Origin of the sequence: Parabacteroides sp. AM08-6, assembly GCF_003473295.1 — a bacterium.
Taxonomy (GTDB): Bacteria; Bacteroidota; Bacteroidia; order Bacteroidales; family Tannerellaceae; genus Parabacteroides.
Map to the genome: position 1 here is coordinate 1 of NZ_QRMP01000014.1, position 25,596 is coordinate 25,596.

20 protein-coding genes are annotated in these 25,596 nt (G+C 41.0%); 6 read left to right on the plus strand and 14 right to left on the minus strand.

All coding sequences use genetic code 11. The annotated features are described in order from the left end of the window. Window positions 1–166 precede the first annotated feature (166 nt). From DW103_RS10345 to DW103_RS10385, 9 genes are all read right to left on the minus strand, one after another. Window positions 167–1,426 carry a DUF4934 domain-containing protein gene (locus DW103_RS10345; protein WP_122275811.1) on the minus strand — a complete coding sequence of 420 codons (1,260 nt, stop codon included), beginning with the start codon at window positions 1,424–1,426 and terminating at the stop codon, window positions 167–169. Continuing rightward, the gene (locus DW103_RS10350) at window positions 1,423–3,033 is read right to left on the minus strand and encodes a M56 family metallopeptidase (protein ID WP_122275813.1); all 1,611 of its coding nucleotides are present in this window, start codon (window positions 3,031–3,033) and stop codon (window positions 1,423–1,425) included. Before DW103_RS10350 ends, DW103_RS10345 begins: the two co-directional genes overlap by 4 nt. Window positions 3,034–3,055: 22 nt before the next feature. Beyond that, window positions 3,056–3,421 carry a BlaI/MecI/CopY family transcriptional regulator gene (locus tag DW103_RS10355; protein ID WP_122275815.1) on the minus strand — a complete coding sequence of 122 codons (366 nt, stop codon included), beginning with the start codon at window positions 3,419–3,421 and terminating at the stop codon, window positions 3,056–3,058. 126 nt (window positions 3,422–3,547) lie between these two features. Then, window positions 3,548–4,252 (minus strand): 6-phosphogluconolactonase, encoded by a 705-nt coding sequence (gene pgl, locus DW103_RS10360; RefSeq protein ID WP_122275817.1) that lies wholly within the window; start codon window positions 4,250–4,252, stop codon window positions 3,548–3,550. Between the two features lie 18 nt (window positions 4,253–4,270). Further along, entirely contained in the window at window positions 4,271–5,740 is a 1,470-nt protein-coding gene (gene zwf, locus DW103_RS10365) for a glucose-6-phosphate dehydrogenase (protein WP_122275942.1), read from the minus strand. Between the two features lie 13 nt (window positions 5,741–5,753). Beyond that, window positions 5,754–7,205 (minus strand): decarboxylating NADP(+)-dependent phosphogluconate dehydrogenase, encoded by a 1,452-nt coding sequence (gene gnd, locus DW103_RS10370; protein WP_122275819.1) that lies wholly within the window; start codon window positions 7,203–7,205, stop codon window positions 5,754–5,756. An 11-nt stretch (window positions 7,206–7,216) separates the two neighbouring features. After that, a complete protein-coding gene (locus DW103_RS10375) occupies window positions 7,217–8,596 on the minus strand; it encodes an FAD-dependent oxidoreductase (RefSeq protein ID WP_122275821.1) in 1,380 nt (459 codons plus the stop codon). A gap of 152 nt (window positions 8,597–8,748) precedes the next feature. After that, on the minus strand, window positions 8,749–9,600 hold the full coding sequence (locus DW103_RS10380) for a helix-turn-helix transcriptional regulator (protein ID WP_122275823.1): 852 nt from the start codon (window positions 9,598–9,600) through the stop codon (window positions 8,749–8,751). A 20-nt stretch (window positions 9,601–9,620) separates the two neighbouring features. After that, window positions 9,621–10,427: a helix-turn-helix domain-containing protein gene (locus DW103_RS10385; protein WP_122275825.1), complete on the minus strand. Its 807-nt coding sequence runs from the start codon at window positions 10,425–10,427 to the stop codon at window positions 9,621–9,623. Window positions 10,428–10,662: 235 nt separating this feature from the next. Between DW103_RS10385 and DW103_RS10390 the strand changes: the two genes are divergently transcribed. Next, window positions 10,663–11,631, plus strand: a complete 969-nt coding sequence (locus DW103_RS10390) for a GNAT family N-acetyltransferase (RefSeq protein WP_122275827.1) — start codon at window positions 10,663–10,665, stop codon at window positions 11,629–11,631. 8 nt (window positions 11,632–11,639) lie between these two features. Here the strand turns inward: DW103_RS10390 and DW103_RS10395 are convergent, their stop codons facing one another. From DW103_RS10395 to DW103_RS10410, 4 genes are all read right to left on the minus strand, one after another. Next, on the minus strand, window positions 11,640–14,537 hold the full coding sequence (locus tag DW103_RS10395; RefSeq protein WP_122275829.1) for a PD-(D/E)XK nuclease family protein: 2,898 nt from the start codon (window positions 14,535–14,537) through the stop codon (window positions 11,640–11,642). A gap of 44 nt (window positions 14,538–14,581) precedes the next feature. Then, window positions 14,582–15,403, minus strand: a complete 822-nt coding sequence (locus DW103_RS10400) for a polysaccharide deacetylase family protein (RefSeq protein ID WP_122275831.1) — start codon at window positions 15,401–15,403, stop codon at window positions 14,582–14,584. 30 nt (window positions 15,404–15,433) lie between these two features. Next, complete coding sequence (gene mgrA, locus DW103_RS10405) at window positions 15,434–16,429, minus strand: L-glyceraldehyde 3-phosphate reductase (protein WP_122275833.1); 996 nt, start codon at window positions 16,427–16,429, stop codon at window positions 15,434–15,436. A 335-nt stretch (window positions 16,430–16,764) separates the two neighbouring features. Continuing rightward, the gene (locus DW103_RS10410; RefSeq protein ID WP_122275835.1) at window positions 16,765–17,718 is read right to left on the minus strand and encodes an NAD-dependent epimerase/dehydratase family protein; all 954 of its coding nucleotides are present in this window, start codon (window positions 17,716–17,718) and stop codon (window positions 16,765–16,767) included. Window positions 17,719–17,922: 204 nt separating this feature from the next. Here DW103_RS10410 and kbl point away from each other — a divergent pair, with 204 nt between their 5' ends. The 3 genes from kbl (at window position 17,923) to DW103_RS10425 (ending at window position 22,892) form a co-directional block, all read left to right on the plus strand. After that, entirely contained in the window at window positions 17,923–19,113 is a 1,191-nt protein-coding gene (gene kbl / locus DW103_RS10415) for a glycine C-acetyltransferase (RefSeq protein ID WP_122275837.1), read from the plus strand. A gap of 378 nt (window positions 19,114–19,491) precedes the next feature. Next, window positions 19,492–21,924 (plus strand): family 16 glycoside hydrolase, encoded by a 2,433-nt coding sequence (locus DW103_RS10420; RefSeq protein ID WP_122275840.1) that lies wholly within the window; start codon window positions 19,492–19,494, stop codon window positions 21,922–21,924. 116 nt (window positions 21,925–22,040) lie between these two features. Further along, window positions 22,041–22,892, plus strand: coding sequence for a histidinol-phosphatase (locus DW103_RS10425; RefSeq protein WP_122275842.1), 852 nt, complete (start codon window positions 22,041–22,043; stop codon window positions 22,890–22,892). Window positions 22,893–23,028: 136 nt separating this feature from the next. On the opposite strand, the gene panB is transcribed toward DW103_RS10425, so the two are convergent. After that, window positions 23,029–23,856, minus strand: coding sequence for a 3-methyl-2-oxobutanoate hydroxymethyltransferase (panB, locus tag DW103_RS10430; protein WP_122275844.1), 828 nt, complete (start codon window positions 23,854–23,856; stop codon window positions 23,029–23,031). 119 nt (window positions 23,857–23,975) lie between these two features. Between panB and DW103_RS10435 the strand changes: the two genes are divergently transcribed. After that, the gene (locus tag DW103_RS10435) at window positions 23,976–25,052 is read left to right on the plus strand and encodes a GNAT family N-acetyltransferase (protein ID WP_122275846.1); all 1,077 of its coding nucleotides are present in this window, start codon (window positions 23,976–23,978) and stop codon (window positions 25,050–25,052) included. Window positions 25,053–25,089: 37 nt separating this feature from the next. Next, on the plus strand, window positions 25,090–25,554 hold the full coding sequence (locus DW103_RS10440) for a hypothetical protein (protein ID WP_122275848.1): 465 nt from the start codon (window positions 25,090–25,092) through the stop codon (window positions 25,552–25,554). The last annotated feature ends 42 nt before the right edge of the window (window positions 25,555–25,596 follow it).

The window sequence follows — 25,596 nt, forward strand, 5'->3', positions numbered from 1 at the left end:
GCTGAGCTAGCGAATCATCCGGTGCGTTACTTCTGTAATGCAGGTGCAAAGATATGTACTGTTTTTATTATATGCAAGCTTTACGTTTTTTTATTCATAACTTTTATTGAAGGAACAGAGAAAAACTCAAATATTCGTACAGCTTATGACTAACAAGCATGCCATATCATTCCATGATTACTACTACAGGGTTATCCTCTTCGCCTATTTGCTTTAACTTTTCAACTTCAGCAGGCAAGCCTGATACATTTTTATGTTCATCAAACCAGGTGAGGATATTATCAACGGATAGCAGACTGGCATATTCGCCGGAGGTTGAAACAGTCAGAGGCTGCAAAGGGATAAAGTTTGTCAGGTCGTCCTCGATACCGTTGTTGGAGTCAGCTATTTTTAACTCGCCTGTCGTCTTATTCAGAATTGCATTATAAGGGGTTACTTTGTTGAATACATTTATCGCAAAACGGAATAACATCAAATTACGGCTATCCAATATTTGTGTCATAAGGATTACATCCTTACGGGTTTTGTCGAAACGATCTTTGTACTCCCAATGATATTTGCCTAAATCAAATGCTTTTACCGGTATCAGGGCTGTATCTAAAACTTGATAAATGGTATCATTGTATGTTGTTTTGAAAAATATATCATCTTCAATACGCCAAAGATGATTTGTGTTCACCAATGAAATAAGCCCTTTGTCCGCCTCCTTAAAGTCTATAAGGTAAACACCTCCCATACCCGCTGGTGTATACGCTTTTGCAATTTCACTTTTAAGGATTGAAAATGATTGGACATTGCTAATGTCAAACTGGACACTATCCTTTTCATGAATTCCTATCTTCTTAATCAGTTCACCATCCCGAAAGAATAAAAGATATTCAGTATTACCAAATAACTCATTTGCATACTGAACTATCGTTCCATTATTCAGGAACTCAAATTCACCAGTTGGAGTTTTGTTCCCTTCCGGTATGCGCACGATGCCTCTAAAAGTGCCGTCATCCTGATAAGTGATTAGGTTTTTATTCCAACCAGGGAAATAAATCGTGCCTGTTCGCTCATTTGTCCAATTGTCAGTTTTACTATAACCTTCTGGGTCCTCACCAACATGGCCGACTGAAGAAATGAAACGGCCGGAACGGTCGAACAACATACATTGCCTAGGAAAGGATGTAACTAATATTTTATCACCAAACAAATGAACTGCAGGCTCTCTGCCAATCAAGCAGTTTTCATTCGTTTCCAATGGGACATAACTGATTTTATGAAAATACTCAGAGGCTTTCAAATCTGTCAGGTTTCCTAGCCCCGCTTCCACCGGAACAACATCAAACTTTTTTGTATCCGGGCTTGTTTGTGTATTACAGGAAAGCAAAAAAACAGAAATACATACACACGAAATTGCAGCTTTACATTTATTCTTCATTTCTTCAAACTAATAATTATTACACTTCTATGTTTACATCTCTCACCATATTCCTTAACGGCATCTTCCTTTCTCAGAATAGTGATACTTGAAATTTTTGCATGGTCAATATCCCCCAATTTAGTGTCGACCATTTCTTTGCCATCTACAATCAGAATCGGTTCTCCTTCATACGTCTTTTTATAATTTAGAAATTTGCGCTGCAGACCTTTCATTTTTTCAACTTCATATCTGGGTTGCTTGGCTGAATCGATAGCCACAACCGAGAGAGGATTTCCTTTTAATTTATCCGGATACACATCTTTTGTTTGAATAAGAATAACACCAGCTTCGGCTTTATCACCATAAATGGCTTTACCACTTTTTCCTTTAAGAATTGAAAAGCTCTTTACTTGGGATACATCCAGCGAGTTCAAATCAAAATCAGTTTTTTCCACATCGTCAACAATAAATAATGGTTGTTTGGATTGATTTTCTATTTTTCGAATTTTACCTTTTAAAGGAATTGTATCTTGCTTTTTAGTTACCTCTTTTTTGCTATATGCGACAACCATAGTAGTGTCGTTTGAAGCCGGAACGACCTTTTTCTTTTTTTTCTTTTCCTGATTTACATCCAATGGGGAAAGAGGATGCTCCACTGTTTCATTCATTACATTTCCACGCAAGTTCATTTGTGAAATAAAAGGAGTTTCAATCACATTGACTGCCGATATTTTCTCCAGTTCCTGTGAGATTTCCGGATGGGCAAAAGCAAGCATTGCTACCATTGCAAGCGGAAAGATATACAGATACTTCAACTTTGCGTATGGATTCGACTTTTGTTTTAACATCATAGTAATTCGTTTTTTAAGTATACTGTGATTAAAGCTATTGGCTACAGAGGTAAAACGATGTATGCCAACCGCCTTTTTTATTAATAATAATTGATACTGCCTGGCATCAATTCCATTATTTAAAACCGCTTCATCAGCTTCATATTCGTGAATATTTTGCAATTCCTGTTTCAGTAACCAAGCTGCCGGATTAAACCAATACAAAATGGTGCACAGGCTAGCCAATAATAAATCATACGAATGTTTGGATTGAATATGAGCCTTTTCGTGTGCCATAATTTCTTGTCCGTTTTCTTCCATATCGATTCGAGAAATTACAATATATCGACTCCAACTAAACGAGCTTATCGGCTGTTCGATTATCACCAAGCATATATTATCCGCCAATTGTTTCTTTTCTCCAGAATGAATTGTCCTGATAATTTGCCAAAGAGAATATAAAAAACGCATAGAAAAAAACAAACAACCTGCGATATAAACTAAAAATATAACGGTCAACCATACTGACAAACCGGACGGTTCAACTTCCGTATCCATCTGCTCTTGAGCCATTAGCAACAAATATTCCAAATTTTGTACCGGTCGCTGAATAACTATCGGCGTATCTGTTGCAAACCGGATAAAAGGGACAACAACCGAGAAAACGAGCAATCCTAACAAGGCAAGCCGATTAAAACGATGAAAAGTTTCACGTCCCAACAACAAGCGGTAAAACAGATAAAAAACCACCAGACAAATTGCCGACTTCAGAATGAATACTAAAAATGTTCCCATACTTTCATGCTTCTTTTCGAGTTTACTTACTATGCACTTGTTCAACTTCTTGTATAAGTCGCTTCAGTTCATCTACCGAAATTTCCTCTTCTTTGACTAATGAAGAAATCGCTCCCAAGTAAGAATTATTGAAATACTTTGCAACGACATTCTTTAAAGTACCCTTACTGTATTCCTCTTCTGTGACGGAAGCATAATATTGATAGGTATTTCCATATATATGATGATTCAGAAAACCTTTTTCTTCAAGTCCGCGGACAATTGTTGATAAGGTATTGAAATGTGGTTTCGGTTCATCATAATAACCAAGTAGTTGTTTCACAAACATAGGTCCTTTTTCCCAGAAAAAGCCCATTATTTCTTCCTCTTTTGCAGTTAGTCGTTTCATCTGTATTATTTTTTCAACAAATAAACTACTTTTTTTAGTTTTAGAACTAACGCAACTAGTTAATAAACTAAAAAAAGTAGTTTTTCTCATTTTTCATCAAATTCTGAATTTGTATGGTCGCAGTTTTTATTCTAGCGTTGTATAAACAGTTGCATCCACTGCATGGGAAAGTATATAAGCGGCAGGGGTCGCATTGGAAGCCGAATAACCTTTCTTCAATTCTGTTATAACACTAGCTTTGCCTGCACCCAAAACAGGTACTAAAAGTGGAGAATCATTTAATATCAGCGGACCTGTCATAGTAATCCGGTATTGATGAGACTCCGGATGTTGAGAAACTGCATAATTCCGGCTATCCGTCAGAAGCGGTAACGTATCCGGAAAAATAGAGGCTGTATGCGCATCGCCACCGATACCAAGGATAATACAGTCAAAATAAGGAAGCTGTCCGTGACGTGGAAGAAATTCTTTCACGATACGCGAATAGCGCATCGCTTCAGTACCCGGTTCTACTTCCCCATGGATACGATGCACATGTTCTTCAGGAATATCCAATGGTTTAAAAAGCAAATCATTGGCATGACCATAATTACTGTCGGGATCCGTGGGAGGTACACAACGTTCGTCTACCCAGAAAAAACGAATATTATTCCAATTGATTTTATTCCGATATTCGTCCACCCAGAGAACAAACATCTTTTTCGCCGTTTCACCCCCCGAAAGGGCCAAATTGAAAGGCACGCCATCACCCTTCCGGTCCATGTACTGCATCAAGCAGGAAGTCATTGACCGGAGAGCATCTTTACTCTCTTTAAAATTTTCTATTATCATATTATTTTGCTTTTATCATTATCCACAAGACCGACAAGGGCAATCCTTCGGAACCATCCCTAATTTAGCTTTTTCAATAGGACCATTCTGGCCAGGTTCGTAAAAAAAGAGATTTTTATCACCTTCGTCTTTCCAGTGATGAAGGATAGGATCAATAAGCCTCCAACTAGCCTCCAAAGCATCGCTGCGAGCATACAAAGTTGAATCGCCCAACATGGCATCCAATAATAAACGTTCATAGGCATCAGGCAAATAACCTTTCGAAAGTGAATCATAACGAAAATCCATCCCAACCTGCTTAACAGTAAAGCCAGCTCCAGGCATTTTCAGACCGAATTTAAGCGTAATACTCTCGTTCGGTTGAATACGGATAATCAATTTATTACAAGATCCTCCCGAACATTGTCCGGCAAAAAGCTGGTGAGGTGTCGATTTGAAATTCACAACTATTTCAGAAGTTTTTTCCGGTAATTTTTTTCCGGTAAAGATGTAGAACGGGACATCACTCCAACGCCAGTTATCAATAAACATCTTCATAGCGACATACGTCTCGGTTGTCGAGTCGGGAGCGACATTCTTCTCTTCCCGGTAACCTTCGTACTGACCACGAACAATAAGATTATCCATATCATGCGTTTTATACGGACGCAGGGCACGGAATACTTTCACAATCTCATCCCGAATCGGTTCCGGGTCGAATACGGAGGGCGATTCCATTGCCGTAAAAGCCATCAATTGCATCAAATGATTTTGAATCATATCACGCAAAGCTCCAGCACCATCATAATATTTTCCCCGATTTTCGACTCCCAATGTTTCGGATGCGCTAATTTCGATGGAATCGATATAGTTCCGGTTCCAAAGTGGTTCGAATATACCGTTGGAAAAACGAAGTACCAGAATATTTTGAACCGTTTCTTTTCCTAAATAATGGTCGATACGATAAATCTCCTGTTCATCGAATATCCTACATAAATGCTTATTCAGGCGCTGAGCCGATTCAAGACTTGTACCAAACGGCTTTTCGACGATAACCCGGCGCCAACCATCCGGTTCTTCCGGAACATTCAATCCATTCTCTTTCAGACAAGTCGGAATAAGTTCGTACATCAAAGGCGGTGTAGCCAGATAATAGATAATCTTATCCGGCAATTGTTCTTCCCGACGCAGTGTATGGATACGCTCCTTCAGTTTAAAATACTCAGCGGAATTTGTCGAGTCAAAAGCCTGGTAAAACACACGTTTCAAAAAATTATCCAATTCTTTTTCATCTATCTCCTTTTTTTTCAGAGCGTCGATAATATGTTCTTTTTCGAATGCGCGATATTCATCGTCAGTATATTCCGTACGGGCTGCACCAAGAATGCAAAAACGTTCGGGCAACAATTCCCGTAAATGCAATTCATAAAGAGAAGGAAGCAATTTGCGCCCCGTCAGGTCGCCGGAAGCTCCGAATATAACTAATAATTGATTACTTGCAGTTTTCATTTTTCCTCCTCTGTTAAGCATTATAAGTTCCAGAAACAGTACTTCCTCCTTCACCGGTCCAATTAGTATGGAAAAAATGTCCACGTTCGTAATCCGTTCTCTCATAAGTATGTGCACCAAAATAATCGCGTTGTGCCTGAATTAAATTTGCCGAAGAATGCAAGGTTCGCAAACCGTCAAAATAATTCAATGCCGAACTCATAGCCGGTAAGGCCACCCCGCTTAAAGCCCCTTCAGCTACAACTTTACGCCAAGATAACAACGACAATTGTATTTTACTACGAAAAAAGTCATCGAACAGTAAATTTTCTAACTCCGGATTTTTTGTATACGCTTCCGTTATCTTTTGGAGAAAAGCGGAACGAATGATACAGCCTTTACGCCAAATACGAGCAATCGTTCCGAAATCCAAGTTCCATCCATAATGCTCGGAAGCACGACGTATCAACGAAAAGCCTTGTGCATAAGAAATCAGTTTAGCTGCATACAATGCTTGGCGAACTTCTTCTATATAAAGATTTTCGTTTACTTCCACTTGTTCGGGATATAATCCTGAAGCTTTTTTGCGTTCGGCATATAAAGCGGACAGCAAACGAGCATAAACAGCCTCTGTTATCAGTGTTAACGGGTCATTCTCATCCATAGCAGCAAGAGCACTCCACTTACCAGTTCCTTTTTGTCCGGCAATATCGAGAATTTTATCCAGAAGCGGTTTGCCATCTTCATCCCGGAAACGGAGAATATTTGCTGTGATTTCAATTAGAAAACTATCCAGTTCACCTCCATTCCATTCATCAAAAACAACGGCTAAAGCGTCATTATCCAATCCCTTACGATGTTTAAGCAAAGCATAAGCCTCGGATATAAGTTGCATATCACCATATTCGATACCATTATGAACCATTTTCACAAAATGTCCGGCACCACCGCTACCAATCCATTCACAACAAGGAGTTCCATCATCCAACTTCGCTGAAATTCCCTGTAATATATCTTTCACCAACGGCCAAGCTTCTGGAGCTCCTCCGGGCATGACAGAAGGACCATGCAAAGCACCTTCTTCCCCACCCGATATACCGGTCCCGACAAAATAGATACCTTTTTCCTGCAACTGCATCACACGGCGTTCAGTGTCATGGAAATCAGAGTTACCACCATCAATAATCACATCACCGGGTGAAAGATAAGGAACAAGTTGGCTTATCAACTCGTCCACCGGAGCTCCAGCTTTTACCATCATCATGATGATATGAGGGCGTTTCACCGATTCGACTAATTGTTCGATAGAATGTGTGCCAATAAAATGTTTTCCTTTTCCACGTCCTTTAATAAAACTCTCTACGACACCTTCCTCACCGGGAAAATTCCGATTATATACTGCTACAGTAAAGCCTTTGCTTTCCATATTTAATGCCAGGTTCTCGCCCATTACGGCCAGACCTATTAATCCAATATCTGCTTTCATATTTATGTTTTTTATTTTATACTTGAATATAAATCATTTAGAGATTCACTCATCGAAGGATGGGTGAATATATTATCCCGGAGATATACATAATTATTATTCATACGCATGGCCAATGATACTATATTGATAACTTCACTGGATTCTGCACAGAAAAGCGTACATCCCAGGATTTGGTTTGTGTCTGCATCAATGACCGTTTTCAATAATCCATCTGTTTGCCCGACAGTAAGCGTCCGGGGCATTGAAGCCGCCAATATTTTACCAACCTTTATATTGCGTCCCGTATGACGGGCCTGTTCTTCAGTCATACCGACATGCGACAAAGGCGGATCGATAAAGACAGAATAGGCAATTGCTTCCCGATCACCTGTATTCCGGCGGTCGTTTCCAAAAAGCTCGTCACGAATAATCCGGTAATCATCCAACGAGAGATAGGTGAATTGTAATCCACCACGAACATCCCCAATCGCCCAAATATTGTTGACACTAGTATGTAAATGATCATCCACCTCGATTGCACCTCGTTCCGTCAGTTTAACACCAACAGCTTCGAGATTCAATCCTTCGGTATTCGGGCGACGTCCGGTTGCCAATAAGACAGCATCTGCTTCTACACGGGTTGTCTCTCCATTCTGAGCATTCCGGTAAATAATTGTTGCTTTATCCGCATCATGTTCTATTTCCTGTACAATTGCATTTAATTGAATAGAAATACCTTTTTTCTCCAAAACAGCTTTAACGGCCTCGGCAATGTCCCGATCTTCCCGAGGAATAAATTTATCTCCATCTTCCAAAACGGTCACTTTACTTCCGAAGTTCGCAAAAATAGAAGCGAACTCAAGACCGATATAGCCACCTCCAACAATAGTCAGATGACGAGGCAATTTATCCAATTCCATAATGGATGTACTGGTATAAATAAACGGATTATCCGATACACCTTTTATCGGGGGAATAACAGTAGTAGCCCCGGTATTAATAAAAATCTTTTCTCCTTCAAGTACAAAAGTTTCACTCTCAGTCCGGACTTCTATTTCTGAAAGAGAACGGAATGATGCAATTCCTGTATAAACAGTTACCGTATCTTTTGTATCCAGATTTTCAAAATTTTTCCGGCGGAGCATAGAGGTTATATTTCTTTTCTCCTCTATTGCCTGATGAAAAGCATTCGCGTATTGTTCAAAAGTAGTAAATTCGTGATAATGAGCCGTCTGTGACAAATGTACCAGCAACTTGGTCGGAATACATCCGATATTTATACAAGTTCCTCCATACATAGAACTCGAACGCTCAATGACAGCTACGCTCCATCCACGATTCCCTAAATCGGCTGCCAACGTTTTACCACCTTTTCCAAATCCAATAATAATTGCATCATACTTTTTCATTTTCAGTCATCCTCCTTTTAGTTTTACTATTTAAGAAACATTTCTTTTAAGTCAATTGTTTCCAATATTTCATCTGTTTTTTTATTCTACAAAAATACAGACACCTTAAAATTCAGAGGATACTGATTTTCCTTTTAAGTTGGCAATTTTCCCTATTTTATAACTAAATCCTTTTTATACATCCGGCGATATTCCGTTGCACTCAGTCCTACTGCGTTTTTAAAGAAACGACTGAAAGTAGCCTGATCTTCAAAACCCAATATCAAAGCTATCTCCTTAGAACTTTTCGACGTATAAAGCAGTAAACGTTCAGCCTCTGCCTGAATACGGTTATGAATAATGCGAATGGCTGATGGCTGCTGATATGCAGACAAGATATTTGCAAGTGTCTTTGGTGATTTATTCAGCATATCCGCATATTCCTGCACCTGCTTCTTCTCTTTAAAATAAGTATCTACCAATACATGGAACTTACGAATAGTTTCAAACTGAAAGCTATTTTCACGCACAACCCCTTGCCGTTCCTCTGCCATACGCGTACATAATATAATAAAGCGCTTCAACAGTACACGAAGCATTTCATCCTGCAAATGGTCTCCACTGGCAAACTCTTCTGTCATTATACCCGTTAAAGTTCCAATTTTTCTCTTTTCATCTTCCGACAAAGTAAATGTTGACACATGCGAAGAGCCATGAAATAATAATCCATTGCATGAGACCTCATGATCATTACCATGTATGCAATAAAAGTTACTGTTAAACATTAAAGCGTAATATTCTCCATCCACCCTAAGAATTTCAAGATGATGCAAATGGGACAACGGAACTAATTGCCCCTCCTTCAATATTATTTGCTGATGATCGATATCCAGTTCTATTTCACCGGAAATCACCCAGATAAACTTATACAGCGTTTTATCTTTCAATAAAGTCGGTTCCTCATGCAACGAGTCTGTTAAAATAATCCGTCCTTTTATCCTAGTGTTCTCAAATGTCAAATTCATAGTATTATTTTTTTATTAAGTTATCTCCAGTTACTAGGCAATTCACCTGTATGCCTTCTGAACCAACGTGAAAAAGTATCATAGTTGGAAAATTGAAGCATGATAGCGATTTGCGAAGGCCGTAAACGTGTTTTTGTCAATAAATCTTTCGCTTCGAGTAATACATATTTGCTTATCCATTCAGCAGCCGATATTTTCGAATAAGCTTTGCATCGATTATTCAATTCCTGCGAAGTCATACCCAACTTCTCTGCATAAAAATACACAGGAGAATGATGATAACGACTAATAAGGGAAGCAAATTCATAAAACAGAGGCGGTATTTTACTGTCTTTGTCGTCAGCGATATGCCCATCTTGTTGTAAACTCAGTATTAAAGCGCGGAGTAATGATTCTACTATTTTCGATCGCAAATCACTCATTCGGGCCAGTTGCGAATTAATCAGCCGGATATAAACCTGCATTTCTTCTATTTCTTCGGAAGAGATATTCCGATATACCAACCTTTGCCTGTTCAACAAGAAAGTTTCACTGGCATAAATAACAAAACCCTTGAAACCAGTCTCCGGGAAAGGGGTAATTTCCATTATATCTTCTGTTGCAACCAAGAGAACCTGGCCATTTTCTATTTTAAAAATATCATCAAATACATTGCATGAAAAAAAGCCTCCGGTACAGACAACCGCCAGCGTACCAGACTCAAATGATAATAAATCAACCTGTTGTCCAGCTTCAACCTGAATAATCCGTAGCGAATTCTCCAACGTCAGTTCCGACGTCGACACTGTATGATACAAATCAATCGGTAATATTTTATCAATGTTCATTTTGCTTATTTTTAGTCAGTTAAAATTATCACACTTCGAACATTTAAAGATAGTTATTAGTTTAATACGCTCTATTTTTTGGATTAAGTTATAACGTTATTAATAACATTTTATGATAATAAGATACTTTTTATGTTTCTTCCGGCAACTCTCACTCACCTTTATTCTTTTCGTTTTAAACTTTCATCCTTATTTATTAGTTTTATATTTGCAATTCTAAAACGAAAAGATAACAATGGATAAGAAACAACAAATAATAGACCTCTGGCGTACCTCTTTCAATGACAGTGACGAATTCATCAAACTGTTTTTCGACCGGGTCTATAACAAGGACAATGTGCTAACCATTGAAAAAGACGGAAAAATCATCTCCGCCCTACAAGTATTACCCTATACCATGACTTATTATGGGACAGAAATATCTGTCGCTTATATTTATGCAGCCTGCACCTTACCGTCCGAACGAGGGAAAGGGTTGATGCGCCAATTGCTGCAAAACGCATTTGAAGTAATGAAATACCGGAAATATGCGCTCACAGCTATTATACCTGCCGATCCGTGGCTGTTCGATTATTACCGGGAAGCTGGATATACAGAAGCTTTCGATTATTCGGAAGAGACTTATATCCGCCCTGAAAAACCTGTATGGGAACCATACTTGACGGTTGTAACACCTGAAGTTCCCTCCGTGGATTCCCTTTATGAATTTTTTAACCGCAAATTACGCGAACGTACTTGCTGCATGCTACATACCTACGATGATTTCATCACAATCCTTCGAGACATTCAACTTTCAGGCGGTCAAGTTCTTACTGCGTTAAATGATGAAGAAAAACCTGTTGGCATGGCATTTATTCGCCCACTTGACAAAGATAAGCCTATTCTACAAGAAAACAAGTCCATTTATATCACAGAATTGCTTTATGACGATGCGCATGTTCAGAAACTATTATTACAGGAAGCGACTTTACAAAATAACGTATCCAAAGCCATTTATCGTACCCCTTTCTTAGGACCGGGTACTTATCCGTTGGGAATGGCATGTGTACTCGACAGAGACCGACTTATCCATCATTGGGCTTCTACCCACGAGAATTCAGTCCTTGACATTGGAGAACTAAAAAAAATGGACACACAGTCACTTACCCGTATTCTACTTGATTATCAGAGTCGTGAAGCCTATATGAGCCTGATGCTGGATTGAGAGATTCCTCATTTCCCGCAAATATCTTTAAAAGGACAATAAGCACAAGCTTTTCCGGTCGGTGTCTGTACAAAAGGCACATCCGCACTGAATATTTCATCCAGACATTTACGAAGTCCGGTTTCAAATTCAGCATAATAATTGGCAAAGTCTGTTACCGGCTCTATTTTCGTTCTATCGACACGTTGACAAACTATCGGATTAAATGAGGATGAAAACAAAGTACGCATATAATAAATACCTGGTTGTATAAATTTTCCGGTAGGAACTTCGTCATACATCCAAGCATACATAAATACTTGCATAACAGCTTTTGAACGTTCCGTTTCCTCTTTATTAAACAAATTGTCTATGGAAGTAAAAACAGTTGTTCCGCTCCCACTCTTATAATCAATTATCCGAACAACATTATCCACTTCGTCTATACGGTCAATAAAACCTTTCAACTGAATTTCACTCTTATCTGTCAGACAGAACAATCGATTCATCTTTTTTTCTGATTCGACATAACGGAAAGGTGTCAATTTAATATCACACTCCAATATTTTCTCAACATATTTCCGTATCATCTCTCCTATCAGGAAATTCTGTCCGGTCAAAGGTCGTGCAACATCTGTTTTAAAAAAGATTTCAGCAAAAGCACGTGCAATAGTTCCGGTTAAGACGGTTGTATCTTTTTTAATTAATTTCAGCAAATCAGCCGTCACCATCTTACCGCAGAAAGGCAAATAAAGTTCTTCCATTACTTTATGCAAAATACTGCCGAATACATTGCTTTCTATCGTCTCACTTACCTCATCTTCCTCTTGAATACCTTCAACAACAGAGAAATAGAATTTCAGCGGACAATCCAGATATGTATTCACAGCACTAGCTGAAATAGCACGCGAACCTCCTTTACGAAAAGCATTCAAGCGGCATAATATCTCATCACTTTTCTCGACTTGCAATACCGGAGTTTTGGAAGAGGAAACATTGTAAACCACTAATTTGTTTTCTATCGGTTCCTCATAATGGTAATGCAACTGATGAACAAAACGGCTGACTTCACCGGTTTGCAATCCATTACTACGAGTATCGTACAACAAACTCACGTGGCTTGCCCTGTAGATTAAACGATAAAAATGATATGCCCAGACACTGTCCTGATGCTCATAAGTAGGCAACCCGAAACCACGACGTAAATTATAAGGAATAAACGAATTAGCCGTTTTTCTGAGAGGAAAAACACCTTCATTCATTGATAATATGATTAAACGGTCAAAATCGAGTGCCCGCGTTTCGAGTACTCCCATAATTTGTAAACCGGAAAGAGGTTCACCGTGGAAAGGAATGGTTATCGTATCCGTCACCCGTTTCAAGAGACGAAAATAAGTGTCGATTTTCATTTCGACATGTGCTTCCTGCATCACTTCCTTCATTCGGTTGACCGTTACAAAATAATGGAAAATAAATTCTTGTTCAAGGTCATTTGTACGTTGTGTCGCATCGTCTTCCTCCTCTTCGCCGGATAAGGACGACATGACTCTATTCAATTCCTGTAAAACACGAATCAAATAATCCGCAAATGTATCAACTGTCGTCACAGGAGTAAACAGGATTGATAATAAAGAAGTTTTATTCAAATCAGCAGAACTGATGTATATCTTATTATTTTCCGATATGTCCTTAACCAAAGCAGCCATAATGTCCGGTGCAGTCGTTGTAATATAACGGTGGTTCAAAATAGGCAAAACATCCCGGAAATAAAAAAGCGGTTGCCGTTCCACATAACGAATGTTTTTCTGCAAGGCCAAGATATACTCCATCAAGGAAGCAACCGGAGTCCCCGCCAATGGGTATCCCATCGTCACATTAATCCGGCGGATTTGTTCAGGTATTGCATTTAACACCGGAATCAGCAAATGTTCGTCCGGAAGAATAATAGCCGTACGCAAAGCCTCCTCCGGACTCATCTCATCCTTCCGGCAAAGCTCACTCAGGATTGTATGTACTTGTTTGGCCTGTCCGACACCGGAAGGAATACCGATTACTTCTATTTTTGCAGGAGTATCCTTTTCTCGGCTTTTTCCTGTCGAGCCGGCATCTATTGTCAGTTTGGAAGGGAATAATTTCTGATTTCGTTCCACAAAGTAAGAGGCCTTATTATCCGGGTCTGTGACTTTAGGGGAAGCATAATCCCAGTAAAAATCAGCAATATCCTGTTTTTGAAGTTCGGTAAGAAATGTTTCTTCGGCAACGGACAAAGCATTCAACCCGACAAATACCACCTTTGCATAAGGCAACTCACAACATTTACCCTGCTTCAGATTTTCCACCACTTCCCGGAATATCATGCCTTCATACCCCTGTCCTTCGTCTGATAATGCCGCCCTCAAATCCGTATATAAAGCATATAAAATTTCCCAGATAGCCAAAAACTCTTTTTGATTCGGTGCATCCCCTTTCGGATAAAAAGACGACCAGAAAGTACGGATAGCCTGAATTTGTCCCTCACTCAGGAAACTAAAGTCATTCTCTATCTCGCGCAAATCGGTCACATTCATAAAAAGCATACGGGCATCCACCATATACTTGTCGATGTCGTCAAAATCGTTCAGCAACATTTCACCCCAATAAAGAAACTCATCAAATGTTTCCGATGAACCACTATGACGGAGATAAATATCATACAACATAAACAACATACTAATCCTGTCTGCCGTCTGTTTGCCGCTCAGTTGCACAAACAAATCGTTTATCGTCAGGACAGTAGGCGAAAACAATGGCTTTTCGGCAACCTCCGAAAGATATTTCTGAAAGAAAAGTCCCGTACGTCTGTTCGGAAACACAAAAGCCAGCCGGCTGATTTCCGCTCCATATTCTTTATAAAAAAGGGATGCTATCTGATATAGGAATGGTACCATTCATTTTTCAATTTATACACAAACTTACATAAAAAATTGCCGATTCATATGTCATCATTAAAAAAAGCAATTAATTCTTCCAGCGGAACGAATTTATATCCTTTTCTTTTCAGAGCCCGGATTAGTTCATCCAATCGATTATAAAACTTATCCGTTCGATTAGGATGCGTACCCAAATGCACTAAAAGTAAATGTCCGTTCAAACCATTCTTCGCCTCATATTCCATGATACGCTCATAAATTTCCTGACTACTCTTATAATTCTTCATATCCGGCGTTGTATAATCAGCATTCGAACCGCTTCCGGGAGTAAAATTAACGATTTGTATTCCCAAGCTCTTTGCCCAGCCGGCAACCTCTTTATTATACCATTCATAAGGAGGAATAAAGAAAGGAGCCTTCTCATATTCAATACCGGCTTCAGCCAGAACTTTATAATTCGCCATTATATCCGTAATAAAATCCTCTTTTGTAATCAAAGTTGAATCTCTCTTTCCCCAATCGCAATACAAAGGATGTTTGTCTGAATGTCCACCCAGATAATGTCCATCTTTTTGAATAGCCTTGATAACATCCGGAAATTTCCGGAAAAAGCCGCTCGTAAAAAAGAAAGCGCCTTTCACATGCTGTTTGTCCAACGTTCTCAATATACTCGAAGCACCATCCGCTTGTCCGGCAGCAGTAAAAATCAAAGTCAATTCTTTTTGGGACGTATCACCTCTAACGATGCCACCGGCATCGTAAACAACGGACTTCAAGGCATTCACACCTCCACCTGCAGACAGATTCGCCCGCATCTCACTTTCCGCACAAATATCAATCACAAGATATATACACGACAGAAATAATATAAGTCTTTTCATCATTGACTTTAAAATTCGAAATACAAACAAAGATTATTCCGAAAGAACAATTTCTATCCGTTGCAGCTCCTCGCTTGTAAACTCCACATTTTGTAAAGCTTTCAGATTATCCATCAATTGTCCGACCGAACTGGCGCCGACGAGAACACTTGTCACACGCTCATCTTTCAGCAACCAAGCAATCGCCATCTCTGCCAATGTCTGCCCGCGGGAAACAGCAATTTCATTCAATCGGCGGATTTTATTTACAACTCTTTCAGTCACTTGCTCACGCTGTAAATGGCCGGTTGATTTTGCTGCACGCGAATTTTCAGGAATACCATCCAAATATTTATCCGTCAGCAATCCTTGTGCCAACGGGGAAAAAGCAATCATCCCCACTCCCTCCTCTTTCAACAAAGGGAGCAAATCCGGTTCCGTCCAACGATCCAGCATCGAATAACGGGCCTGATGTATGAGGCAGGGAACGCGGTATTCTTTTAATATGGCCAAAGCCTCTTTCGTTTGTTCCGCATTATAATTGGATATTCCCACATACAAAGCTTTTCCCTGACGAACAATATCGGCCAATGCTCCCATTGTTTCCTCTACAGGTGTTTCAGGATCAGGACGATGGGAGTAAAAAATATCCACATAATCCAACCCCATCCGCTTCAGACTTTGCTCCAGACTTGCCATCAGATACTTACGGCTGCCCCAGTTGCCATACGGACCTGGCCACATATCATAGCCGGCTTTCGTGGAAATCACAAGCTCATCCCGATAAACTCCCAATCCTTTTTTCAGTATCCGCCCAAAATTCTCCTCTGCAGAGCCATATACCGGGCCATAATTATTTGCCAAATCGAAATGCGTAATTCCATTATCAAAAGCCGTATAAGCAATCTGAATAAATTGACTGAATACATCCACACTCCCGAAATTGTGCCATAACCCCAAAGATATTGGTGGTAACAATAATCCGCTGCGCCCGCAACGCTTGTAAGCCATATTGGAATAACGGTTTTCGTTTGCTTTGTAAGTTTCCATGATATAATCTATTAGTTCAATATACAAATATAATAAGATTACTCGGAAAAGAGAAGGAAGTTGCCTGACAGAAAAGGAAATATGCAGAAATAAAAAAGGCTATCCTCACGGACAGCCAATCTTCATTGTTAACCTTAAATCTAATACCATGAAAAACACAGTGCAAATATAGAGCTTTTATGTTATGTAGCATAACTTTTCGCTTGGAAATCTCATATCTTTAACCATGTTTAACAGAAACATGTTATAAAACATATCTTTTTGCAGATTTAAGGGGTCATATCCATTACATTAAAATAACAAAATGAAACATCTTCTATTATAATATGTATAAGTTATCGATTGAAGCGAATTTTCAATTTAGCCAACATATCCTGAGTCATGGCATCCAAATCATATTCCGGCTTCCATCCCCATTCAGCACGGGCACAAGTATCGTCCAGCGAATTAGGCCAAGAGTCGGCAATAGCCTGGCGCAACGGGTCTACATCATATTCCATCTGGAAATCAGGAATATATTTCTTAATATTGTTATAGATGATTTCCGGATCGAAACTCATGGATGCAATATTGAATGAATTACGATGCACAAAATTAGTAGAATCAGCCTCCATAATTTCAATCGCTGCACGCAGACCGTCCGGCATATACATCATATCCATGAAAGTACCGGCTTTTATCGGACAAACGAATTTTTCACCCTTTGCCGCAGAATAATAAATATCGACAGCATAATCGGTTGTTCCGCCACCCGGAGGAGTTACGTAAGAAATAAGTCCGGGAAAACGTACCGAACGTGTGTCTACACCAAAACGAATATTGTAATAATCACTCAGAAGTTCACCGGAAACCTTTGTTACACCGTACATTGTACGCGGATTACGAATAGTGTCCTGAGGAGTTTTGTCTTTTGGCGTATTATTGCCGAAAACACCGATTGAACTCGGAGTAAATACGGCACAATGCATTTCACGAGCCACTTCCAGTACATTGAACAGACCGCCCATACCAATCTTCCATGCCAACTGCGGTTTCGCCTCGGCTACGGCAGACAAAAGGGCTGCAAGATTATAGATTGTGTCTATATTATATTTCGACACAGTTTCGGCAATCTGCTGCTCGTTTGTAATATCGACTATCGCAGAAGGTCCCGATTCCAACAATTCACCTTTCGGTTCTGCACCGGGGATATAACCTGCTACAATGTTTCCACCATAGATACTTCTTAACTTCATGGTCAACTCTGAGCCAATCTGACCGGTAGAACCAATAACTAATACATTCTTCATTGCGTTTTTATGTTCTTTATAAGTTTTTTGTGTGACAAAGGTATAGAGAATAAAATAGTTCTTGCATGATTTTCTCGTATTTTTTAAGCAATATATTCAAAAAAAATATGACCTTTGTCACTGCGGCAAACATTTTTCAACTTAGTTGCCACTAATCTGAATAGATTGTCAACTTAATAAAAAATACTAACAAAAAACAAAGTTATGTACGGTAAATTAAAAGAATTCCTTACGCAGGAACTGGCTAACATCAAAGCAGCCGGGTTGTATAAAAATGAACGTATTATCACAACTCCCCAAAGAGCAGACATCAAAGTAAACGCCGGAAGCGACGTTTTGAACTTCTGTGCCAACAATTATCTGGGCTTGTCGGACAACCAACGTCTGATTAAAGCAGCCAAAGAAGCAATGGACACACACGGATACGGCATGTCGTCCGTTCGTTTTATCTGTGGGACGCAAGACCTTCACAAACAGCTGGAAGCTGCTATCTCCGATTATTTCAAAACCGAAGATACCATTCTTTACGCTGCTTGTTTCGATGCGAACGGAGGGTTGTTCGAACCTCTGTTTAGCGAAGAAGACGCCATCATTTCCGATGCCCTGAACCATGCTTCCATCATCGACGGCGTCCGTCTTTGCAAAGCGAAGCGTTACCGCTATGCCAACGCTGATATGGCGGATTTGGAACGTTGCCTGAAAGAAGCACAAGCCCAGCGCCACCGCATCATCGCAACAGACGGCGTATTCTCGATGGACGGGAATGTTGCCCCAATGGACAAAATCTGCGAATTGGCGGAAAAATATGACGCGCTGGTGATGGTAGACGAATCCCATTCCGCCGGCGTAGTTGGCCCGACCGGTCACGGAGTTGCCGAACAGTTCAATTGCTACGGAGGCGTAGACATCTTTACCGGCACGCTGGGTAAAGCATTCGGTGGTGCAATGGGCGGTTTTACTACCGGTAAAAAAGAAATTATCGATATGTTGCGCCAGCGTTCACGTCCTTACCTGTTCTCCAACTCAGTGGCTCCCGCTATCGTAGGCGCAAGTCTGGAAATGTTCAAGATGCTGAAAGAAAGCGATGCCTTGCATACCAAACTGATAAATAACGTCAGCTATTTCCGCGATAAAATGCTGGAAGCCGGTTTCGACATCAAACCGACACAGTCCGCTATCTGTGCAGTCATGTTGTACGATGCAAAATTGTCGCAAGACTTTGCCGCCCGCATGCAGGAAGAAGGCATTTACGTAACCGGTTTCTATTATCCGGTAGTTCCGAAAGAACAGGCCCGCATCCGCGTACAATTGTCCGCCGGCCACGAAAAGGCACATCTGGACAAAGCTATCGCCGCCTTTATCAAAGTAGGAAAAGAATTGAAGGTAATTAAGTAAACGAGTCCCGCAAGGATAAAAAGAGGGCACGCTGTCTGACGGATAGCGTGCCCTTTGTCGTTGGTAATGCCATGCCTGTGGCACTCCAGTGCCATCGGCATGACACTACAGTGCCACCTTATTGGCATTGCAGTGTCACCCTATTGGCACTGGAACTTCTTGTATGTTAACGATTATCGTTGTGTATGTTAACGAAAATCGTTGACTACTATCCGTCTTATATATAAGTCAGGTTGACTGGGTTAAATCAAATCCGCCAATCTTCTTCCCCTTTTACTTAACGGCGACAAAGCAAGAATAACGCCGGGCACTTTACATCCATTGTCGTATCAAGTTCTAAAGAAATCACTTATATTTGCAGTAAACAATCATTGTACCATGAAAATAAACAAATGGAAACTGCTTGCCCTGCTTGGTGGCAGCTTATGGGCCGGAATGCCGGAAGGATTGTATGCACAGGAAGGTTCTATAACAATAGATGCGTCCAAAATAGAGAACCGGATTCCCTCTTTCCTGTACGGAGCTTGCATCGAAGACGTCAATCACGAAATATACGGAGGCTTATACGACCAGAAGGTTTTCGGCGAAAGTTTCGAAGAACCGGATGGAGGATTTGTTTTCGAAAACCACACGCCGTATGAAGGTCTTTGGAAGAAGCAAAAAGACAGGCTCCTGGTAAACGCTCATCCGGGTGCTAAATTAGTATACGAAGGGACGATAATGAAAGACGGCTCTGTGGAGACAGAACTCCGGTTCAGTGGAAAGGCCGGAGACAATGCAGGCCTGCTGGTTCGTGTAGGCAATCCCGGAAAAGGGGCCGACAACTTCGACGGCTACGAAATCAGCCTGGCTGCCGACGGTTCGAAAGTCGTATTCGGAAAGCATCTTCACAACTGGCAACCTCTGAAAGAAGTTCCTGTAAAATGTTCGCCCGGAACTTGGAATAAGCTGAAAGTCTCAATGAAAGACAAGCAAATCGAAGTATTTCTGAACAACAAGCGTTTATTCGTTTATGAGGATAAAGAAACTCCCATAGTCGAAGGGAAAGTATCTTTAAGAACTTGGAACAGTGATGTCGAGTTCCGGAATCTATGTATTGAAAAAGATGGAAAGAAACAACCGGTGGAGTGGAACGGTACAGAAAAGCTCTCAATCAGCCGGCATTGGGATGCCATTCAAACTGCCGACTCGAAAGTCAAGTTCGTCCATGACAACCAAGAGGCATACAACGGAGACTATTCGCAAAGCATCCAAATGTTGACGGAAGAAGGAACCGCAGGCATCGCCAACAGCAGCCTGAACCATTGGGGAATAGCGATTTCAACAGATGAGACATTCCAGGGACGGCTGTATCTGAAAGGCGCTGATTTCAAAGGTCCGGTAACTGTAGCCTTGCAAAATGCGGACGGAACGCGTGAATATGCCAAACAAACTATTCCATCTATCACCGGAGAATGGACAAAATATCCGTTTACCTTAACGGCTAACGATACAGACCCGAAAGCCCGATTAGCTATTTACATCAATCAACCGGGCCGGATATGGATTGACCAAGTGGTATTGATGAGTACCGGCGACAAACAGTTTCACGGCCTACCATTCCGTAATGACATCGGAACAGCCATGCAAAGACAGGGATTGACCTTCCTGCGCTATGGAGGTACGATGGTGAATGCCCCCGAATATCGATTCAAGAAAATGATTGGCGACCCGGACAAGCGACCTCCTTACCGCGGACACTGGAATCCCTACTCCACAAACGGTTTCGGGATAGAAGAATTCCTGCAATTCTGCGAAGTCGCCGGTTTCAAAGCCGCCTTCGCCGTCAACATAGAAGAAACGCCGGAAGATATTTCCGACATGGTGGAATACCTGAACGGACCTGTCACCTCGGAATGGGGAAGAAAGCGGGCGGAAAACGGGCATCCTGCCCCATATGCCGTCGAATATATCGAAATCGGGAACGAAGAAGTTATTCAAGCGGACGATGCGGCAGGATACAGGCATTATATCGAACGTTTCAACCTTTTATATGACGCCATCCACCGCAAAGACGCTTCCGTCAAAGTAATTAACTCGGCTTGGTGGAGACCTGATTCTCCGAATATGGAAACTGTATTTAAGGCGTTAAACGGGAAAGCAGCCTACTGGGATTATCATCCGTGGGCAGACGACACCAATTCCGGCCTCCTTGTTGAAAAAGAACTGAAAAAGATGCAGGCGTTATTCCAACAATGGAACCCGGATACACAAATGAAGTGCGCCATATTCGAAGAGAATGGAAACCTGCATAACATGCAACGGGCATTGGGACACGTGACCTTGCAAAACGCAGTACGCCGTTGCGGAAACTTCGTGTTGACTTCCTGTGCCGCCAACGCACTGCAACCTTATCTGCAAAATGATAACGGTTGGGACCAGGGACAAGTTTTCTTTACCCCGACGCAAGTCTGGGGAATGCCTCCCTATTACGCCCAGCAAATGGCTTCCGAAAATCATCTTCCCCTGCTCATCAGCAGCCATTCGAGCGACAACCTGGATGTGACGGCTACCAAAAGCGAAGACGGGAAAACATTGGTTCTCCATGTCGCCAATATTCACCGGCAAACTGTTCCTGCCAAGATTGAAATAAAAGGATGCAAAGTTTCCGGACAAGCAGAAGCAATCACCCTGTCCGGAAATTTGGACGACCGGAATACACCCGGACAACCGCGCAAAATAATTCCGGTAAAACATCCTCTGCAAGGAGCGGCAAACATGACTTACAGTTTCCCGCCCCATTCTTATACAATTTTAAAATTAACGAATTAACCGGATGCCCGTTTTGCTTGTTATCCGACAACATATTTTTCGAAGAGTTTATTTGGGAGAAGAACAAAATCTATTACTTTTCCCTATCTTTGTGCCATCACAAAACGACAAGCGATATGCAACTTAGCAACTATCATAGCCATTGTACCTTTTGCGACGGACGAAGCACTCCCGAAGACTTTATTAAATTCGCGGTTTCCCATAGCTTTCGCGCATATGGGTTTTCATCCCATTCTCCCCTGCCCTTCGAGACATTCTGGAACATGTCCAAAGACGATATGCCGGAATATCTGATGGAAATAGAACGCCTGAAAAAGAAATATGCCGGACAACTGGAAATATACGTCGGGCTGGAAATCGATTATCTGGATGAAACCTACAATGCCTCTATCCCCTATTTCCGCGAACTGCCGCTCGATTACCGCATCGGTTCCATCCATTTTCTGCCCATTGCACTGCCTCTGGAAGAAGAAAATATGGTCTGTATCGATGGTTCCTTCAGCGATTATAAAGATTCTGTGGAGAAATATTACGGAGCCGATATCCGCAAGCTGGTTGCCCATTACTTCTCTTCCACGTTGAAAATGATTGAAGCCGGCGGCATCGATATAGTAGGCCACATGGACAAAATATATATGAACGGACATAAATGCGAAGGTTTCTCCCTTGATGCGGACTGGTATCGGAAGCCCTTAAACGACTGTCTGGAACTGATTGCGGAAAAAGGATTGATGGTTGAAGTGAACACGAAGAATTTACTAAAGAAACAACAAATTTATCCGCATATCAACTACCTGAGCCGCTTGCGTGAGCTAAACATCCCCGTAATGGTCAATTCCGACTGCCATTATCCGGACTTGGTAAACGACGGACGCACAGAAGCATTCGAATTGTTGAAACAAACAGGCTTCAAAACCACCCGGGAACTAATAAACGGCAAATGGGAGGATGTCGGAATAACGAACTGATATTCCGGCATGAATAAGCATATTCATTCTTATTTTCCCCATTTATAGAGGAAATGTCTCAAAATAAAATACGCCAACTTACCATAGGAAAAAGCCTTCCATCGGTAAATTGGCATATTCAATTAATTCTATAATACTAATATTGTTCTTTCTCGTTCGGGAAATCACTGGTCTTTACATCCTCGACATAAGCCTGCACAGCACGAGTAATTTCTTCACCGATATTGGCATAACGACGTAAAAAACGAGGAGAAAAACCCTGATTGATACCCAACATATCGTGCATAACGAGTACCTGTCCGTCCACACCACCGCCAGCTCCGATACCAATAATAGGAATAGTCAATTCGGAAGCGACTTGGGCTGCAAGTTTAGCAGGTATTTTTTCAAGCACAATCGCAAAACAGCCTATATCTTCCAGCAAATGGGCATCTTCGATAAGTTTCTTCGCCTCCGCTTCTTCTTTGGCACGAACGGTATAAGTTCCGAACTTGTTGATAGACTGAGGTGTCAGCCCCAAATGTCCCATTATAGGAATACCGGCGCACAATATGCGTTCAACCGACTCCCGAATTTCGGAACCACCTTCCAACTTGATGCAATCGGCATGCGTTTCCTTCATTACGCGAATGGCAGATGACAACGCCTCTTTTGAGTTTCCCTGGTAAGTACCAAAAGGCAAGTCTACTACAACAAGCGCCCTTTTGACAGCTTTCATCACTGATTTACCATGATAAATCATCTGTTCCAAAGTGATTGGCAAAGTCGTGACATTACCAGCCATGACATTGGAAGCCGAATCGCCTACCAAAATAACATCCATACCTGCCTGGTCAATAAGCCGAGCCATCGAATAATCGTAAGCGGTCAACATGGATATTTTCTCCCCACGTTGTTTCATTTCCAACAGACGATGTGTCGTCACCTTTCTATTATCCTCTAAATCCCTCTTTGCAACTGACATAATGATAATTATTTAATGTTACTGGGGGGCAAATATACATATTAATATTTTAAATCCTCAAGATTTCGGAATGAACCAAATTTACAGTTATCTTTGGAAATCGAAAAAAGAATAAAATTATGAACACAGCGATACAAACCCAGAGCTTGAATTTCCGCAAAGCCAAATCAGGCGACATTAAACATATCTGGGAGATTATTTTACAAGCAAAATCTCAAATGTTCTTGCTAAAAAGTAAGCAATGGGATGAATATTACCCAAGTGTCGAGGACATCCGGGGAGATATTAAAGCCCAAAACGGATATGTACTCTGTCTGAAGAAAAGAATAATAGCATACGGGGTAATCTCATTTGACGGCGAACCCGCTTATGAAGAGATTGATGGGAAATGGAGAAATAGCCTGCCTTATGTCATCGTACATCGTCTGGCTGTCACCGACGATATGAAACACCAAGGCATAGCCCGTCTTTTTATGCAACAAGCTGAAGAACTAAGTCGGAGCAAAGGCATTTACAATTTCCGGATAGACACAAACTACGATAATAAGTATATGCTTCATCTGATAGCTTCTCTCGGTTTCAAATATAGCGGCAAAGTCCTTTACAGAGGAAATAAAGAACGGAAGGCTTTCGAGAAATGTATCTTACCCCATTCCAACGTATTACCTATTTCCGGTTATACTATCCGCGAAGCCATTTTCGAAGATGCCGAAGCTATTTACAAAGCCATCGACTCCAATCGCGATGATTTGCGAACTTGGTTACCCTTTGTAGACAATTTGAAGAATGTAAAAGACGAACAAATCTTCTTGAAATCTGTACAGGAAGTGCCTTACAAAGAACGAGATTTGGTTTTCATTATTAATAATAATACGGAAGTTTGCGGTCTGATTGGCTTTCATTTCTCAGACCTGAATAATCACCGTACTGAAATAGGCTATTGGCTGCTCCCTGCCCACCGGGGCAAAGGGGTTATAACGGAAGCGGTTCGTTTTCTTTGTCATCTTGCGTTTGAAGAAAAAGATTTTAATCGTATTCAAATACGTTGTGCTGTAAACAATCAAGATAGCAATGCAATACCGCAACGGTTAGGATTTCTCAAGGAGGGAATCGAGCGCGACGGCGAATTACTGGTTTCAGGCCAATATACAGATATCAATGTGTACAGCCTGCTGAAAAAAGAGTTTAATTTATAATGTCTACAATATAATTTAATCCATCAAAATAATTAATATGGGACTAGAAATCCAATTGAACGAACACAACAAGCAGGAGTATCCTCCCATGCACACAGTAGAACATATTTTAAATCAAACAATGGTTCGTATGTTCGGTTGTCCGCGTTCGAAAAATGCTCATATAGAAAGAAAGAAGAGTAAATGTGACTATCTGTTGCAGGAAGAACCTTCCGCAGAAATGATGGCTGAAGTGGAACGCCGGGTAAACGAAATAATCGACCAGCATTTGCCAGTTACCATCGAATTTATCCCGAAAACCGAAGCCGGAGCAATCGTAGACCTTAGTAAGCTTCCGGATGATGCCAGCGATATGCTTCGTATCGTACGCATTGGCAATTACGATGCCTGTGCCTGTATCGGCACACATGTCAGTAACACTTCAGAAATAGGCCATTTCAAGATGCTTACTTACGATTATACAGAAGGACGACTCCGGATGCGTTTTAAATTGATAGAATAAGAATCAGGGCTTTGTCCGAATAATAACAGACAAAGCCCCAAA

What these genes read in the sequence shown, in the direction of transcription:
- DW103_RS10345 (WP_122275811.1), bottom strand. Translation starts at nt 1,426, where the DNA reads ATGAAGAATAAATGTAAAGCTGCAATTTCGTGTGTATGTATTTCTGTT.
- DW103_RS10350 (WP_122275813.1), bottom strand. Translation starts at nt 3,033, where the DNA reads ATGGGAACATTTTTAGTATTCATTCTGAAGTCGGCAATTTGTCTGGTG.
- DW103_RS10355 (WP_122275815.1), bottom strand. Translation starts at nt 3,421, where the DNA reads ATGAAACGACTAACTGCAAAAGAGGAAGAAATAATGGGCTTTTTCTGG.
- pgl (WP_122275817.1), bottom strand. Translation starts at nt 4,252, where the DNA reads ATGATAATAGAAAATTTTAAAGAGAGTAAAGATGCTCTCCGGTCAATG.
- zwf (WP_122275942.1), bottom strand. Translation starts at nt 5,740, where the DNA reads ATGAAAACTGCAAGTAATCAATTATTAGTTATATTCGGAGCTTCCGGC.
- gnd (WP_122275819.1), bottom strand. Translation starts at nt 7,205, where the DNA reads ATGAAAGCAGATATTGGATTAATAGGTCTGGCCGTAATGGGCGAGAAC.
- DW103_RS10375 (WP_122275821.1), bottom strand. Translation starts at nt 8,596, where the DNA reads ATGAAAAAGTATGATGCAATTATTATTGGATTTGGAAAAGGTGGTAAA.
- DW103_RS10380 (WP_122275823.1), bottom strand. Translation starts at nt 9,600, where the DNA reads ATGAATTTGACATTTGAGAACACTAGGATAAAAGGACGGATTATTTTA.
- DW103_RS10385 (WP_122275825.1), bottom strand. Translation starts at nt 10,427, where the DNA reads ATGAACATTGATAAAATATTACCGATTGATTTGTATCATACAGTGTCG.
- DW103_RS10390 (WP_122275827.1), top strand. Translation starts at nt 10,663, where the DNA reads ATGGATAAGAAACAACAAATAATAGACCTCTGGCGTACCTCTTTCAAT.
- DW103_RS10395 (WP_122275829.1), bottom strand. Translation starts at nt 14,537, where the DNA reads ATGGTACCATTCCTATATCAGATAGCATCCCTTTTTTATAAAGAATAT.
- DW103_RS10400 (WP_122275831.1), bottom strand. Translation starts at nt 15,403, where the DNA reads ATGATGAAAAGACTTATATTATTTCTGTCGTGTATATATCTTGTGATT.
- mgrA (WP_122275833.1), bottom strand. Translation starts at nt 16,429, where the DNA reads ATGGAAACTTACAAAGCAAACGAAAACCGTTATTCCAATATGGCTTAC.
- DW103_RS10410 (WP_122275835.1), bottom strand. Translation starts at nt 17,718, where the DNA reads ATGAAGAATGTATTAGTTATTGGTTCTACCGGTCAGATTGGCTCAGAG.
- kbl (WP_122275837.1), top strand. Translation starts at nt 17,923, where the DNA reads ATGTACGGTAAATTAAAAGAATTCCTTACGCAGGAACTGGCTAACATC.
- DW103_RS10420 (WP_122275840.1), top strand. Translation starts at nt 19,492, where the DNA reads ATGAAAATAAACAAATGGAAACTGCTTGCCCTGCTTGGTGGCAGCTTA.
- DW103_RS10425 (WP_122275842.1), top strand. Translation starts at nt 22,041, where the DNA reads ATGCAACTTAGCAACTATCATAGCCATTGTACCTTTTGCGACGGACGA.
- panB (WP_122275844.1), bottom strand. Translation starts at nt 23,856, where the DNA reads ATGTCAGTTGCAAAGAGGGATTTAGAGGATAATAGAAAGGTGACGACA.
- DW103_RS10435 (WP_122275846.1), top strand. Translation starts at nt 23,976, where the DNA reads ATGAACACAGCGATACAAACCCAGAGCTTGAATTTCCGCAAAGCCAAA.
- DW103_RS10440 (WP_122275848.1), top strand. Translation starts at nt 25,090, where the DNA reads ATGGGACTAGAAATCCAATTGAACGAACACAACAAGCAGGAGTATCCT.